This is a genomic window from Nocardia sp. NPDC102475 (genome assembly GCF_055584605.1).
The window spans coordinates 32,599-48,552 of sequence record NZ_JBVJLS010000013.1 but is presented as its reverse complement, the minus strand read 5'-3'; the positions used below and the strand labels follow the sequence as shown (position 1 = coordinate 48,552).

The window sequence follows — 15,954 nt, the reverse complement described above, 5'->3', positions numbered from 1 at the left end:
CGGCCCAGCCTAATTCACACGTTGCGGCGGTACTGGCCGCCCACGGTGAAGAAGGTGTCGGTGATCTGCTGCAGGGTGCAGACCCGGGCGGCGTCCATCAGGACCTCGAAGATGTTGTCGTCGGTGCGGGCCACCGCGTCCAGGCGGGCGAGGGCGGCATGTGCGGCATCGCGATGGTCGTTCTGGAACTGGCGCACGCGCCGCAGCTGTGACTGCTTCTCCGCTTCGGTGCCGCGAGCCAATTCGATGACCCGATGCGGTTCGCCGTGCGGGTTGCGGAAGGTATTCACGCCGATGATCGGCAGCGAGCCATCGTGTTTGCGGTGCTCGTAGCGCATGGATTCGTCTTGGATCTTGCCCCGCTGATAGCCGGTCTCCATGGCCCCGAGGACCCCGCCGCGCTCGCTGATCCGATCGAATTCGGCGAGCACGGCCTCCTCGACGAGATCGGTGAGCTCATCGATGAGAAAACTGCCCTGGAGCGGGTTTTCGTTCATCGCGATGCCCCACTCGCGGTTGATGATGAGCTGAATGGCCAGCGCGCGGCGCACCGATTCCTCGGTGGGTGTGGTCACCGCCTCGTCATAGGCATTGGTGTGCAGGCTGTTGCAATTGTCGTAGATGGCGATGAGCGCCTGCAGGGTGGTGCGAATGTCGTTGAAGCTCATCTCCTGTGCGTGCAGCGATCGGCCCGAGGTCTGCACGTGGTACTTCAGCTTCTGCGAACGCTCGTTGGCGCCGTAGCGGTCTCGCATGGCAACGGCCCAGATGCGCCGCGCCACCCGGCCGATCACCGAATATTCCGGATCCATGCCGTTGGAGAAGAAGAACGACAGATTCGGTGCGAAGTCATCGATCTGCATGCCGCGTGCGAGATATGCCTCGACATAGGTGAATCCGTTGGCGAGGGTGAAGGCCAGCTGACTGATCGGATTCGCACCGGCCTCGGCGATGTGATAGCCGGAAATCGAGACCGAGTAGAAGTTGCGAACACCCTTGCGCACGAACCATTCCTGTATATCGGCCATCATGCGCAGACTGAATTCGGTGGAGAAGATGCAGGTGTTCTGCCCCTGATCCTCCTTGAGGATGTCGGCCTGCACGGTGCCGCGCACTGTCGCCAAGGTGTGTGCCGTGATATCGGCGGCCTCCTCGGCAGTGGGCTCGCGGCCTTCGGCGGTCGAGAACTGTGCCAGCGCTTGGTCGATGGCGGTATTGAGGAAGTAGGCCAGGATGGTCGGGGCCGGGCCGTTGATGGTCATCGATACCGAGGTGGTCGGCGCGATCAGGTCGAAGCCATCGTAGAGCGCCTTCATATCGTCGAGTGAGGCGATCGAGACACCGGAGGTGCCGACCTTGCCATAGATATCCGGGCGTTCGGCGGGATCGTGACCGTAGAGCGTCACCGAATCGAAGGCGGTGGAAAGCCGTGTCGCCTCGGCATGTTCGCTGAGCACCTTGAAGCGCCGGTTGGTGCGGAACGGATCGCCCTCACCGGCGAACATCCGCGCCGGATCCTCGTTATCGCGTTTGAACGCAAAGACGCCCGCGGTGAACGGGAACCGTCCTGGCAAATTCTCCGAGCGCAGGAATCGCAGCAGCTCACCGTGATCGGTGAAGCGCGGCAGCGCGACGCGCGGAATGGAATTGCCGGACAGCGTCTCCCGGCGCAGCGGCGTATGGATTTCCCGATCCCGAACCCGAACCACCTGCTCCTCACCCCGATAGGAGTCGGCCAGTTCGGGCCAATCCGCGAGCAGTTCGGCATTGTCGGCATGCAGCGCGTCGCGGGCTTTTTCGGCGAGTTCGGCCACCGCGATGTCATCGGGAAGCTCGGCCGCCACCTGCTCGAGCCGCTGCAGGCGCTGTGCCGCAACGATTTGCGTGGCCGTATCGGAGTGGTAGTCGCGGACCGTATCGGCGATCTCGGCGAGGTAGCGCACCCGGGCGGGCGGGATGATCTGGGCGAACCTGGTGGAGGAGCGGGTTTCCACCTTCGGAAGTACGCCGGGCTCCAGGTGCAGACCGTGCTCGGCGAGCAATCCGGTGAGGTGCTGGTAGAGCGCCGTCACACCGTCATCGTTGAAAGTGGCCGCGCTGGTGCCGAATACCGGCATCTCCTCGGGAGATTTGGCGAACTCCTCGCGATTGCGAATCAACTGGCGCGAGACATCACGCAGCGCGTCCTCGGCGCCGCGGCGCTCGAACTTATTGATCGCCACCACATCCGCGTAATCCAGCATGTCGATCTTCTCCAGCTGGGAGGCCGCGCCGAATTCCGGTGTCATCACATACATCGACACGTCGACGTGGTCGGTGACCGCGGCGTCGCCCTGGCCGATGCCGGGGGTTTCCAGGATGACCAGGTCGTAGCCCGCTGCCTTGCAGGCGGTCACGATGGTATCGATATTCTGCGGCAGCTCATGGCCGCCGCGGGTGGCCAGTGAGCGGAAGAAGGTGTGGTCGCCGTCGAGGGCGTTCATCCGGATGCGGTCGCCGAGCAGCGCACCGCCGCCGCGTCGCCGGGTCGGATCCACCGCGAGAATCGCGACGCGCAACTTGTCCTGCTGATCGGAACGCAGACGCCGCACCAATTCATCGGTGAGTGAAGACTTTCCGGAACCACCTGTGCCGGTAATGCCGAGCACCGGCACCGTGCGTGCGGCGGCGGCCGAGGCCAGGGTCTGGCGATCGGACTCCGACAGTGTGTCTTGCTGCAGACAGGTGATCGCGCGGGCGAGCGCGGCCCGTTCACCGGCGAGTACCGCGTCCAGCACCGGCGGCTCGGCGGCGAGATCGAAATCGCAGGTGCGGATCAGCTGATTGATCATGCCGGGCAGGCCGAGTCGCTGGCCGTCTTCGGGGGAGAAGATGGTCACCCCGGACTCGGCGAGGCGCGCGATCTCCTCGGCGACGATCACCCCGCCGCCACCGCCGAAAATCCGGACATGGCCGGCGCCGGCCTTCTTCAGTGCGTCGGCGAGATATTCGAAGTACTCGACATGTCCGCCCTGATACGAACTCACCGCGACGCCCTGGGCATCCTCGGTGAGCACCGCGTCCACGACCTCACTGACCGCGCGATTGTGTCCGAGGTGGATGACTTCGGCGCCCTGCGCCTGCAGGATCCGTCGCATGATGTTGATCGCCGCATCGTGCCCGTCGAAGAGCGCGGCCGAGGTCACGAATCGGACGGGATGGGTGGGCGTGTGGAGCGCGGTGCTGTCGGCCACGGGGGTCCTCCGGGGGAGATCCTGTTTGGCGCCCAATACTAGGACGTCAAACTAATCTTACGGTGATGGCAGTCACAGCGCCAGGTGAACCGCGGCCGGATAGTTGGCCGAATGATTGCCGGGAGATTCCGCTCACCGTGACCACAACCCGCGACATCCACCCGCACTCGAGTTCCGATGGAGGCAGCTGCCGAACAGCGACCATTTCCGCCGGCAGGACCGCACCTCGAGCCAAGGACTATCCATGGGACCGAACCGCACCCGGCACGAATGCGATTGGTGGTGAGCCGAAATGAACTCGCAGGCTGTCCGGCAGTGGTGCACCGCCGGTGTCGATCGGATCTCGCGTTGGTGCGAAATCAGCGCCGGGGCATGGACCACGGTCGAAGCCCCGACCGTCGCGACCGGGATGCGCGATGCGGTCATGGCCGCAGCTGTCACCGAATTCGGTTCACGGTGGCGGGTCTCGGCCCGGAACGCTGAGTCGGCATGCAGCAGTTAACGATTGCCGATGCACTGGCCATACTCGATACATGGGGATCCAAGATCGGTCGGGGGCGGCCTTACGGCGGCTGGTCGACGAAGGCGTGCTGACCGAAGCTCAGCGCGATGCGGTTGCGAAGGCGCTGGTGGCGGATCAGGCGAAGCCGAGTTCTCCGGGCAGGTTGCTTGCCGAGATCGCCGCGTACGTCGGCGCGGGGTTGATGTTCGGCGCTCTCGCTCTCTTGCTGGCCTCGTCCTGGGACGACCTGCAGCGAACCGGGCGCGTCGTCATTTTCGGTTCGGTGTCGGTCGGCCTCTCCCTCGGCGGGATAGTGCTCGCAGGTGGCGTCTCCGCGCTGTTCATGCGCACTGCGGTCCCGCGCAGCCCTCGCGTGCGGCTCGCGACGGTGCTGTTCGCACTCGCATCCGGATCGGTTGTCGTGACGGTGGGCACCGCCATCGATGAAAGCAATACGTATGGCGCCTTCGCCTGGATTGCGGGCTTGTTGGTGGCCGCACTCGGTTATCGGGCCCTCCCGTCGATCATCTGCCTCTTTGTCGCAGCCTGGTACAGCGTCGCCGTTGTCCAGCAGGTGCTCGACGAGGTGTTCGGGTTCGAAGCGGTCTGGGTCGGCCTCGGATTGCTCGCCCTCGGCGCGATCTGGTTCGCGCTCACCAGGATCGGCGCGGTCGTCGAAACCTGGGCGGGCTATCTCGTCGCGGTCCTCATCTCGGCGGCGGGCGTCGTGACCGTCTATGTCGACGACGAGCGCACGGGTTTCGTGCTCGCCGTCGGGGTGGCGGTCGTCTGCTTCGCACTGCACGTCACGCAGCGCTCGGCGGTGCTCATGATCGGCGGCGCTGCGATGATCGCGCTGGCCGTGGGCTTGGCGGTCGCGCATTGGTTCGACGACGCGGTCGGCGTGATGGTCGCGATCCTGATCATCGGCACGGTGATCCTCGCCGCCGGTGCCTGGCTGCTCACCCGCTCGTCGAAGTCCTCGGCCTGACCGGCTGATCGGGGCCGCTCGTCCGGCGATCGGCAAGGTCGCCGGACGACTCAGTTCGCTGGGCGGTTGCCGTGGGATGAATCACAGTCTGTTCCCGTGTCTGTATTTACTTGGACGTCCAACTATAGGATGACCGTAAATCGCGCGATGCGCGGTGTCCACTACGAGAACAGGACTGGCATGGTTCGCGAACTCACTCATTACATCGGCGGGCAGCATGTCGCCGGGGCCTCGGGCAACTTCGCCGATGTCTTCGATCCGAATACCGGCCAGGTGCAGGCACGGGTGCCGCTGGCGAGTAAGGCCGAGGTCGATGCCGTCATCGCGAATGCGGCCGAGGCGCAGCAGGTGTGGGCCGCGTTCAACCCGCAGAAGCGGGCCAGGGTACTGATGAAGTTCCTGACGCTCGTGCAGGACGAGATGGATTCTCTTGCGGCGCTGCTGTCTGCCGAACACGGCAAGACCATCCCCGACGCCAGGGGTGATATCCAGCGCGGTATCGAGGTCATCGAATTCGCGGCGGGTATTCCGCATCTGCTCAAGGGGGAGTACACCGAGAGCGCGGGCACCGGCATCGACGTCTACTCGATGCGTCAGCCGCTCGGTGTAGTCGCGGGCATTACCCCGTTCAACTTCCCGGCCATGATTCCGCTGTGGAAGGCCGGTCCGGCGCTGGCCTGCGGAAACGCCTTCGTGCTCAAGCCGTCCGAGCGTGACCCCTCGGTGCCGCTGCGGCTGGCCGAGTTGTTCCTCGAGGCGGGTCTGCCCGCGGGCGTGTTCAACGTGGTCAACGGCGACAAGGAAGCCGTCGACGCGATCCTGCACTCGCCGACCGTCAAGGCCGTCGGCTTCGTCGGCTCCACCCCGATCGCGCAGTACATCTACGAGACCGCGACCGCGAATGGCAAACGCGCACAGTGCTTCGGCGGTGCCAAGAACCACGCGATCGTGATGCCGGACGCCGACCTCGACGATGTCGCCGACCAGCTCATCGGCGCGGGCTACGGCTCGGCGGGCGAGCGCTGCATGGCCATCTCGGTTGCTGTCCCGGTCGGCCAGGAGACCGCGAATCGCCTGCGCGAGAAGCTGATCGAGCGGATCGCCAAGCTGAATGTCGGGCGCTCCGACGATGCCGGTGCCGATTTCGGCCCGCTGGTCACCAAGGATGCGCTCGGCCGAGTCGAGAACTACGTCCAGATCGGCGTCGATGAGGGGGCCGAGCTGGTCATCGACGGCCGCGGCCTCGCGGTCGACGGCGGCGAAGGCGGGTACTTCACCGGTGCAACGCTTTTCGACAATGTCACCCCGGAAATGCGGATCTACAAGGAAGAGATCTTCGGCCCGGTGCTCGCGATCGTGCGGGCCAAGGATTACGACGAAGCGCTGGCCCTGCCGAACGAGCACGAATACGGCAACGGCGTCGCGATCTTCACCCGCGACGGCGATACCGCACGGGATTTCGCCGCCCGCGTGCAGGTCGGCATGGTCGGCATCAATGTGCCGATTCCGGTGCCGATCGCGTACCACACCTTCGGCGGTTGGAAGCGCTCCGGATTCGGCGATCTGAACCAGCACGGTCCGGATTCGATTCGCTTCTACACCAAGACCAAGACGGTCACCCAGCGCTGGCCTTCCGGGCTGAAGGACAGCAACCACTTCGTCATTCCGACGATGGACTGAATGGCCCACGGACGGGAGGTCGACGATCGTGTTCGCACTGAATGACGACGAGCGCGCCATTACCGAAATGGCGCGCGACTTCGCCGACGAATACCTCGCCCCGAACGCCCTGGAATGGGATGAGCAGAAGCACTTTCCAGTGGATGTGCTGCGCAAGGCGGGTTCGCTCGGCATGGGTGGCATCTATATCGGCGAGGATGTCGGCGGCTCCGGACTGCGCAGGCTCGATGCGGTGCGCATCTTCGAACAACTGGCCACCGGCTGCCCCGCCATCGCGGCGTATATCTCCATCCACAACATGGTTGGGTGGATGATCGACAACTACGGCAATGCCGAGCAGCGCAACCATTGGCTGCCCCGGCTGACCTCGATGGAATGGCTCGGCAGCTACGCGCTCACCGAGCCTGGCGTGGGATCGGATGCGGCGGCCTTGAGCACCAAGGCCGTTCGCGACGGTGACGACTACTTGCTCACCGGGGTAAAGCAATTCATCTCCGGCGCGGGCAGCACGGATGTCTACGTCATCATGGCGCGCACCGGCGATGCGGGTGCGCGCGGGATTTCGGCATTCATCGTTGCGGCCGATACCCCCGGAATTTCCTTCGGCGCCAACGAGAAGAAGATGGGTTGGAATGCTCAGCCCACTCGTCAGGTGATTCTGGACAACGCCAGGGTGCCCGCTGCCAATATGCTCGGCGTCGAGGGCAATGGCTTCCGCATTGCCATGAACGGGCTCAACGGCGGTCGACTCAATATCGCCGCCTGCTCGTTGGGCGGCGGCCAGGCGGCGCTCGAGAAATCCGTGACGTACCTGGCCCAGCGCAAGGCATTCAACAGCCGACTGCTGGACAACCCGGCATTGCAATTCCAGCTCGCGGATATGCGTACCTCGCTGGAGGCGGCGCGGACCCTGCTGTGGCGAGCCGCAGCCGCACTGGATGCGGATGCCGACGACAAGGTCGAATTGTGCGCCATGGCAAAGCGATTCACGACCGACGCCGGATTCGAAGTCGCGAATAAGGCGCTGCAGATGCACGGCGGTTACGGATACCTGGCCGAATACGGCGTGGAAAAGATCGTCCGCGATCTGCGGGTGCACCAGATCCTGGAGGGCACCAACGAAATCATGCGGGTGGTCGTCGCCCGCTCGGTGGTAGGAGCAGCATGACGGAATCCGAAGTTCTCATCGATAAGCGCGACGGACTCGGTCTGATCACGCTGAACCGGCCCAAAGCCATCAATGCGCTGAATCATCCGATGGCCCTTGCCATTTTCGCCGCACTTCAGGTGTGGGCGGATGACGACGAGGTGCGCACCGTCGTCGTCACCGGCGCGGGGGAGCGCGGGCTCTGCGCGGGCGGCGATATCGTCGCCATCCACCGTGACGCGTCCGCATTGCACGGTGGCTCCCCGGTCGGTGCCGCCGATGCGGATACGGCCACCGGTGTGTTTTGGCGCGACGAGTACATCCTCAACGCCATGATCGGCCGCTATCCGAAGCCGTATGTGGTGGTCATGGACGGCATCGTGATGGGCGGCGGCGTCGGTCTTTCCGGCCACGGTAGCCACCGGATCGTCACCGAGCGCTCCAAGATCGGCATGCCGGAGGTCGGCATCGGCTTCATTCCGGATGTCGGTGGCACCTACCTGCTCGCCCGCACGCCGGGCGAAATCGGCACGCACGTCGCACTGACGACCGCGCGGATGAGCGCCGGTGACGCCATTGCCGCGGGTTTCGCCGATCACTACGTGGCCTCGGAACATATTCCGGCACTGCTGGAAACGCTGCGAACCGAGTCCGCCGAGATCGCGATTGCCAAATTCGCCACGGATGCACCGGAATCCGAGCTGGTCGCCCAGCAGCACTGGATCGATGCCTGCTACAGCGCCGATTCCGTCGAGGAGATCGTCGATCGGCTGCGGACGCACGGTTCGCCGGAGGCCGCCGAAGCGGCGAGCGAACTGCTCGCCAAGTCGCCGGTGGCACTGAAGGTGACATTGCGTTCGCTGCGCGCGGCCCGTGCCGCGAAAAGCCTCGAGGCGGTGCTGAACGAGGAGTACCGGGTCTCCATCGCCGCGCTGGCCTCGCACGATCTGGTCGAAGGCATCCGCGCGCAGGTGATCGACAAGGACCGCAACCCGCAGTGGTCACCCGCGACGCTCGCTGATGTCACCGCCGAACAGGTCGACGCGTACTTCGTCGAATTGGGCGATAAGGAACTGGGTTTGGAGGCAAACAAGTGACGAAGAAGATCGGTTTCCTCGGCCTCGGCCATATGGGCGGGCCGATGGCCGCGAATCTGGTGCAGGCCGGGTATGACGTGCTCGCCTTCGATCCGGTTCCCGCCGCACAAGAGCAAGCACGCAAAGACGGTGCCACCGTGGTGGATTCGGCCACTGCGGCCGCCGCGGGCCGCGATGTCGTGATCACCATGCTGCCCAATGGCAAGCTCGTCCTCGACGTCTACGCCGATCTGCTCTCCGCCGCGGATCCGGGCACCCTGTTCATCGACTGCTCCACCATCGATGTCGCCGACGCCAAAGCGGCCGCCGCCCACGCCGTCGACGCGGGTCATCGTGCACTGGACGCCCCGGTCTCCGGTGGTGTCGCGGGTGCCGCGGCGGGCACGCTGACCTTCATGGTCGGCGGCGCCGAGGCCGACTTCGCCGATGCGCTCGACGTGCTCCAGGTAATGGGCGGCAAGGTCGTGCACTGCGGTGGCTCCGGCGTCGGCCAGGCCGCGAAGATCTGCAACAACATGCTGCTCGGCATCTCGATGATCGGCCTGTCCGAGGCACTGGTGCTCGGCGAGAAGCTGGGCCTGAGTCACCAGTCGTTCTTCGATGTGGTCTCGACCGCATCCGGCCAGAGTTGGGCGCTGACCAGCTACTGTCCGGTTCCGGGGCCGGTCCCGACCAGCCCCGCGAACAACGATTACCAGCCCGGTTTCGCCACCGCATTGATGACCAAGGACCTGGGTCTGGCCGCGAACGCCCTGCGCGATAACGACGTCGACGGGCAACTCGGCATGCTCGCCGCCGAGATCTACACCCGGTTCAACCAGTCGCAGGGCGGTAAGGACTTCTCCGCTATCGTCACCGATATCCGTGACCGTTCCGATGAAGAGGGTGTCAAGTGACCGACTTCGAGACGATTCTGCTGGAGCGCAAGGGCCGGGTCGGCTGGATCACGCTGAACCGCCCGAAGGCGCTGAACGCGCTGAACGCGCAGGTCCTCGACGATGTCATCGCCGCGCTCGACGAGCTCGAGCACGATGACGCGATCGGCGCCATCGTCATCACCGGTTCGGAGCGGGCCTTCGCGGCCGGTGCCGATATCAAGGAGATGCAGCCCAAGTCGTACATGGACATGTTCATGAACGATTACTTCGCCCGCTGGGACCGGCTGGCGCAGTTCCGCAAGCCCACCATCGCCGCCGTCGCAGGCTACGCCCTCGGCGGTGGCTGTGAGCTGGCCATGATCTGCGACATCCTGCTCGCCGCCGACAATGCGAAATTCGGTCAGCCCGAAATCAAGCTCGGCGTCATCCCGGGCATCGGCGGCTCACAGCGCCTGACCCGTGCCATCGGCAAGGCCAAGGCGATGGATCTGGTGCTCACCGGCCGCAATATGGATGCCGAGGAGGCCGAGCGCGCCGGCCTCGTATCCCGCATCGTGCCCGCCGCCGAACTGCTCGACACCGCACTCGAGGTCGCCGAAACCATCGCCTCGATGTCGCTGCCGGTCACCATGATCGCCAAGGAGGCCGTGGACCGCTCCTTCGAAACCACCCTCGCCGAGGGCCTGCGCTTCGAACGCCGAGTCTTCCACTCGCTCTTCGCAATCGACGATCAGAAGGAAGGCATGAGCGCCTTCGTCGAGAAGCGTCCGGCGAAGTTCACCAACAGCTAGCGCTGACGCACAGCACTGTGCCCGGCCGAGTGAACCTCGGCCGGGCACAGGTGTATTCGATCAGCGGCGGCCACGTCGCCGGAACGATTGCGACAGATCCGCCGTGGCGAACGCGATCGGCGCGCTGCCATCAACGCTGTACCGGTACAGAGCCGTCTGGTAGATGCCCGACAGCGCGGACACGATAACCCCGGTCGCCATGAGCCATGCGATGCCGAGCGCGATCACTGCCAGCCCGGCTACCGCACCCGTGCCGAGCATCAGGAATCCGACGAACATCACCAGAATGCCCGGCAGGGCGAGCAGCAAGCCGAACAATCCGAGCCCGGCATTGCCTGCCAGATTCTCTCCCCACGTCCGCTTCAAAGCCGCCGACGAATCCTTCACCGCCGCAACCACATTACGATCCTCGAGCACGATCTTCGGCAGCACCAAGAACGTCACCACCTGCCATGCCGTCCCAGCGATAGCGGCCAAGATCATCCCGAGAAACGGCACCCGATCCTGTAGCCACCGCAACGCCTGCGACACCGTGGCCGAAATCGCCGCCCACACCAGAATCTGCGGCCATCGCGCCCCCGCCGCCCGCAGCCCCTCGGCCACATCGGGGTCCCCACCCTGCAACGCAACGTTCGCCTGCGAGATCAATGCCGCATTGAAGAAAATCGTGACGAACGCAGAGACCAAATACATCAGCCCGAACAGTACGTAGGTCATCGTCGATGACTTGTGCCAGACATCATTGGCAATGATCGGCACAATGAACGTCGCGGCCACCAGGACACTCGCGACCGCCGAGAACACCGGAAAAACCGCCAATTCTTTACGCGACTTCAGTACCGCAGCCGACGTCTTGAACATCTGCCACGACGTTGCGAACGCCATTCCTACCTCCAGGACCATCCGATCGATTGCGTCCACAATCGGTCAAGCCCCCTAAGAACCCCTTGCCAACTCCTTAAAGGCACCGCCGGTCTTCGTATACCGGGTCACGTTCAGTTGAAGGACGTCGCCGGGATTTCCGCGACTTCGACGGGGGTCGGCGCGTCGACGCCACCGGGTGGCTGGGCGGAGCTGTGGTCGATGGCGAGCAGTCCGGCGATGGTCGCACCCAGGGCGATCGTAACCGCAACGGCGGCAATGAGTTTGCGGCGGCCGGTGGTGATCGGTACCAGTGAACCGGTCAGCGCACCACTGCGTAAGCGCGCCATGCGCACATCGCCGTTGGGACGTTCCGCGGCAAGCAAAACTGCTCCGCGGGCTGAAACGTATTCGGGCTCCTCGTCGTAGATGACCGGGAGTTCGATCATTTCGGACAATTCTTCGCGGATATCGGGGTTGCGAGTGCAGCCGCCCAGCAAGATCATCGCTTCCGGTTGGACGCCGGTTTCCTCGATCAGTTGGCGGACGAATGATGCGGAGTGGTGGATGCCCGCGGCGCACAGTTCGGCGAGGTCGCTGCGGGTGACCACGGCGCGTCCGCCGGAACTGTTGTCCATGGCGGTGATTACCCGAGCGCTGCTGAGTTCTTCGCGATGCCTGCGGCTGGTGAGTTTGTCGGTGAGTACACCGCCGCGGGCCAATTGCCAGCGCAGCAGTGCGTCGTAGCCGTCGCCGCCGAGTACGGTGCTGCGTTTGCTGGACAGGATGGTGTCGGTGCGGCAGTCGGCGTGGGTGATGGTCAGGCCGGAACTGCCGAGGTCGTAGAGGATGACCGAGCCGGTGGTGGGCAGGCAGCCGGTGAAGCGCAGGTAGCGCAGCTGGGCCAGCGGTTCGTCGACGATGGTGAGCCGGGTTCGGCCCGCGGTGGTGCGGATGGCGTCGGCGTGCAGCGGGCAGCGGCAGGTCACGGCGGTTCCGGTGATGAGCTCGTCGCGCCGGTCGGCGGCCGCGCGCATCTGGCGGATCGCCTCGAAGACCGGTTCCTCGACCCCACCACCCGCCCGACGCGGCACCTGGCATCGATCGATCGGGGGGAGATGCGGCTGATCGGAATGCGTCAGCATCGCGCGGGCACCACCAGCGCCCGCCGATACCCCCAAGACCAGCACCATGGATTCCATGGTGGACCCTTTCGCCTCCGCTGCCAAGAAGACGGGGCGGGAAATTCGCTAGTTGGATGCCAGACCGTTACCGCGCGGTCGTCCGCGCAGCGTAAAGACCGACCGGTTCGGCTGTTTGGTTACTGCTCGTGCGCCGACCATCGGGCCGGTTCATCACCGGTGTCGAAGTCCCCTGCGGCATGGCGGAATTCCGCGAGCAACTGCAGCAGCGTGTGCAGCCGATCCGGCGGAAGGCCGGGAATCGCGAAGACTTTCGCGTTGAGTTCCTCGGTCGCATCGGCGACCAATTCCCTTCCGGCAGAGGTGATTTCGATCAGGGTGGCACGTCGATCGCTGGGGTGCGGCACTCGCTCGACGAGCTTCGCGGCCTCGAGTCGATCGACGGTATTCGTCACGCTGGTCGGGTGCACCTGCAGTCGCGCACTGGCCTTCGCCATGGGTAGCGCACCCGTCTTGCTGAAAGCAAGCAGCATGAGGAGTTCATATCGAGAGAATGTCAGACCGGTCGGTTTCAGGGCCTCGTCCACTCGAGCCATCACGATTTGCTGGGCGCGAACCAGTGAGGTCACCGTCGCCATTCCGTCGGCGAAATCGCCCCAGCCGTGGCCGACCCATTGACGATGGGCCTCCTCGATCGGATCAATCGGAAGTGGGCGTGGCCGCGACATGGTCTTGATCATTCCACGTTCCGCCGCCGCTCCGGATCTTCTCCCGATCGGTGAGCGCCGCAGAAGTCGCATTCCGGAGATTCGAGCGTCGTCGGTTCGGATCACGCTGAGTGCAAACGTGGGCATTCCGATGCGGCGACGGCAATATTCATTGCGAGGCGGGCGTGGCTGAGTGGTTGAGGCAACGGTCTGCAAAGCCGTTTACGCGGGTTCAATTCCCGCCGCTCGCTCCAAAGGTGAGGGTGCGCCGCCATGGGTGCCCGGCCCGGTGATACGCCACCGCCGGGCCGGGTGTCCGTGGTTCAGGCCGCTTCGAAGGCCACGGCGGTCCCGAGCACCTCCAGACGGACGCGCTCCCCCGCGGTCGGCGCCGCAACGCTGGCCCGGCGTACCCGCACCGGATCGACATCACCGTCCAGCGCGATGGTCAGCATCACATCCGCCCCGCGGAACTCCACCTCGTGCACGGTCCCGCTACTCGCTTCGCTATCCGAAACCACCTGCGCCACAAGCTGTTCCGGGCGGATCATGATGGTCGTCGACCCCGTCGGCGCGGACTTCTGCACCGGAACCCGGCCGAGAGCGCATTTGGCCACATCGCCGTCGACCACCGCATCGAGCAGTACACAATCACCGAGGAATTTGGCGGTGAACAGATCGGTGGGCGCGGCGTAGACCTCTTCCGGCGCGCCGACCTGGGTGAATACCCCCTCGCGCATGACCGCGACCTGTTCGGCGAAGCAGAGCGCTTCCTCCTGGTCGTGGGTGACCAGGATGCTGGTCATGCCCGCCGCGCGCAGCGTCTCGGCAACGGCTTGCCTGGTGGTGGCTCGCAGCCCGGCATCGAGTGCGCTGAACGGCTCGTCGAGCAGCATCACATCGGGTTTGCGGGCGAGAGCACGCGCGAGCGCGACGCGCTGCTGCTGGCCGCCGGAGAGCTGATGGGGGCGACGGTCGGCGTAGGACGGATCGAGCGAGACCATCTCCAGCAGCTCGTTCACCCGATTCCGGCCGCGGCGCAGCCCGCAGAATCCGTTGTGCAGTCCGTAGGCGATGTTCTGGCCGACGGTCAGATGCGGGAACAGCGCACCGTCCTGCGCGACGTAACCGACATTGCGCCGCTGCGGCGGGACCGAAAACCGGTTGCGGGTCACGGTTTCCGTGCCGATCGCGACCGAACCCGTATCCGGCGCCTCGAATCCGGCGATCACCCGCAAGAGCGTGGTTTTTCCGCACCCCGATGACCCGACCACCGCGGTCGAACTGCCGTTCGGCACTTCGAGATCGATCCCGCCGAGTACGCGGTGGTGGCCGAATGTCTTCGAAACGTCCGCCACGACAAGCCGACTCATAACCCGGCCGCCTTCCTGGATTGGGTGAACAGCAGATACGTCACCGGCACGGCCGCGACGATCATGATGAGTGCATAGGGCGCGGCCGCGGCATAGTCCAATTCGCCCGAGAGCGACCAGAATCGCATCGCCAGTGTGCGAGTTCCACTGGGCGCCAACAGCAATGTCGCGGTCAATTCGGTCGCGACCGCAACGAATACCAGCGCACCGGCGGAGGCCGCGGCGGGTGCGGTCAGCCGCAGCGTGACGCGCAGGAAGGTGACCGGCCCCGATTGACCGAGCGAGCGCGACACTTCCTCCAGCCCGACCGGCACCTGCGCCAGCCCGGCCCGCACGCTGACCAGCGCCCGCGGCAGAAACATCAGCACATAGGCGGCAACGACCATGGTCACCGTCTGATAGAGCGGCGGCGCCCACCGAATGGTGACCGTCACCATGGCCAGCGCGATCACAATGCCCGGCAGCGAACTCGTAATGTAATTGGCACCCTCCACCATTCGGGCGAAGGCCGATGTCGAGCGCACCGCGATCCAGGCCACCGGGAACGCGCACAGCGTGGTGAGCAGTGCGGCCATCGCCGCAAGGGCGACGGTCTGTCCGAGCGCCGTGCCGATCTCGGTGTAATCCCAGACCTGCGCACCGCCGATCCGCAGCCAGCGCACGATGGTCCACAGCGGCACGCCGATCGAGCCGACGACCACTGCGGCCAAGGCGATCAGAACTGGAATCGTGCTGGGCCCCAACGCAATCCGCGCAGCAGCCCGAGGCGCACCGCTGCCGATCCTGGCGTAACGCGCCTTACCGCGCGCCCCCGCCTCGGCCGCGAGCAACACCAGGCAGCACAGCACCAGCACACCGGCCAGCATGCTGCCTGCCGGACCGGCGAAACTGGATTGATACTGCTCGAAGATCGCGGTCGTGAAGGTGTCGAACCGGATCATCACGAATGCCCCGTATTCGGCGAGCAGATGCAGTGAGATGAGCAGTCCGCCGCCGAGAATCGCCAATCGCAACTGCGGCAAAACGATTCGGGTGAAGACCGCGACCGGACCGGAACCCAGCGCACGCGCCGATTCCTCCACCGCCGGATCCAGGCGGCGCAGTGTGGCTGCCGCGGGCAGATACACCAGCGGGAAATACGACATGGTGGAGATCACCACGCCCGCCCACAGCCCATGCATGGTCGGGAAAACACTGACCCAGCCGTAGCTGTTCACGAACGCGGGCACGGCGAGCGGTGCCGCGAATACCGGCCCCCACCACGCCGCGCCCGGCACATTCGTCCGCTCCACCACCCAGGCCAGGCCGACCCCCAGCACCACACAGATCGGGACGGTGACGATCACCAGCCCGACCGTATTGCGCAGCAGATCACCGACCCTCGGGCGGAAAACCAATTCCGCCGCCTCGTGCAGGCCGGTGGAGAAGACGGTGGACACGATGTAGCCGAGCGGCACGAACGTCGCCGCCACCAATAGCAGCGCGACGGTCGTGACGAGTGGCCCGGGTCTTCCGACCCGGGATGCGGCGACAGCTGTCCGGACGGCCATGA

Annotated in this window: 12 protein-coding genes and 1 tRNA gene; 7 read left to right on the top strand and 6 right to left on the bottom strand. The window is 65.1% G+C overall.

All coding sequences use genetic code 11. The features are described from left to right. Positions 1–14 precede the first annotated feature (14 nt). The gene (icmF, locus tag ACZ60G_RS23405; protein WP_465812225.1) at positions 15–3,233 is read right to left on the bottom strand and encodes a fused isobutyryl-CoA mutase/GTPase IcmF; all 3,219 of its coding nucleotides are present in this window, start codon (positions 3,231–3,233) and stop codon (positions 15–17) included. 533 nt (positions 3,234–3,766) lie between these two features. Here icmF and ACZ60G_RS23400 point away from each other — a divergent pair. The 6 genes from ACZ60G_RS23400 to ACZ60G_RS23375 all read left to right on the top strand — a co-directional run bounded on the left by ACZ60G_RS23400 (position 3,767) and on the right by ACZ60G_RS23375 (position 10,319). After that, positions 3,767–4,726, top strand: a complete 960-nt coding sequence (locus tag ACZ60G_RS23400; RefSeq protein WP_465812223.1) for a DUF2157 domain-containing protein — start codon at positions 3,767–3,769, stop codon at positions 4,724–4,726. 180 nt (positions 4,727–4,906) lie between these two features. Next, positions 4,907–6,406, top strand: a complete 1,500-nt coding sequence (locus tag ACZ60G_RS23395) for a CoA-acylating methylmalonate-semialdehyde dehydrogenase (protein ID WP_063046740.1) — start codon at positions 4,907–4,909, stop codon at positions 6,404–6,406. Positions 6,407–6,434: 28 nt separating this feature from the next. Beyond that, positions 6,435–7,574 (top strand): acyl-CoA dehydrogenase family protein, encoded by a 1,140-nt coding sequence (locus ACZ60G_RS23390; protein WP_465812221.1) that lies wholly within the window; start codon positions 6,435–6,437, stop codon positions 7,572–7,574. Next, the gene (locus tag ACZ60G_RS23385) at positions 7,571–8,650 is read left to right on the top strand and encodes an enoyl-CoA hydratase/isomerase family protein (RefSeq protein WP_465812220.1); all 1,080 of its coding nucleotides are present in this window, start codon (positions 7,571–7,573) and stop codon (positions 8,648–8,650) included. Before ACZ60G_RS23390 ends, ACZ60G_RS23385 begins: the two co-directional genes overlap by 4 nt. Beyond that, positions 8,647–9,546, top strand: a complete 900-nt coding sequence (mmsB, locus tag ACZ60G_RS23380; RefSeq protein ID WP_465812219.1) for a 3-hydroxyisobutyrate dehydrogenase — start codon at positions 8,647–8,649, stop codon at positions 9,544–9,546. Before ACZ60G_RS23385 ends, mmsB begins: the two co-directional genes overlap by 4 nt. Next, positions 9,543–10,319: an enoyl-CoA hydratase gene (locus ACZ60G_RS23375; RefSeq protein ID WP_465812217.1), complete on the top strand. Its 777-nt coding sequence runs from the start codon at positions 9,543–9,545 to the stop codon at positions 10,317–10,319. Before mmsB ends, ACZ60G_RS23375 begins: the two co-directional genes overlap by 4 nt. Before the next feature lie 60 nt (positions 10,320–10,379). On the opposite strand, the gene ACZ60G_RS23370 is transcribed toward ACZ60G_RS23375, so the two are convergent. From ACZ60G_RS23370 to ACZ60G_RS23360, 3 genes are all read right to left on the bottom strand, one after another. Further along, a complete protein-coding gene (locus ACZ60G_RS23370; protein ID WP_465812215.1) occupies positions 10,380–11,204 on the bottom strand; it encodes a DUF6159 family protein in 825 nt (274 codons plus the stop codon). 110 nt (positions 11,205–11,314) lie between these two features. Then, positions 11,315–12,373 (bottom strand): Hsp70 family protein, encoded by a 1,059-nt coding sequence (locus ACZ60G_RS23365; protein ID WP_465812213.1) that lies wholly within the window; start codon positions 12,371–12,373, stop codon positions 11,315–11,317. 128 nt (positions 12,374–12,501) lie between these two features. After that, positions 12,502–13,050 (bottom strand): MarR family winged helix-turn-helix transcriptional regulator, encoded by a 549-nt coding sequence (locus ACZ60G_RS23360; RefSeq protein WP_433527635.1) that lies wholly within the window; start codon positions 13,048–13,050, stop codon positions 12,502–12,504. A gap of 158 nt (positions 13,051–13,208) precedes the next feature. Between ACZ60G_RS23360 and ACZ60G_RS23355 the strand changes: the two genes are divergently transcribed. Then, positions 13,209–13,283: transfer RNA gene (locus ACZ60G_RS23355), tRNA-Cys, on the top strand. 69 nt (positions 13,284–13,352) lie between these two features. On the opposite strand, the gene ACZ60G_RS23350 is transcribed toward ACZ60G_RS23355, so the two are convergent. Beyond that, positions 13,353–14,402, bottom strand: coding sequence for an ABC transporter ATP-binding protein (locus tag ACZ60G_RS23350; protein WP_465812211.1), 1,050 nt, complete (start codon positions 14,400–14,402; stop codon positions 13,353–13,355). Next, positions 14,399–15,952 carry an ABC transporter permease gene (locus ACZ60G_RS23345; RefSeq protein ID WP_465812209.1) on the bottom strand — a complete coding sequence of 518 codons (1,554 nt, stop codon included), beginning with the start codon at positions 15,950–15,952 and terminating at the stop codon, positions 14,399–14,401. Before ACZ60G_RS23345 ends, ACZ60G_RS23350 begins: the two co-directional genes overlap by 4 nt. Positions 15,953–15,954: the final 2 nt, after the last annotated feature.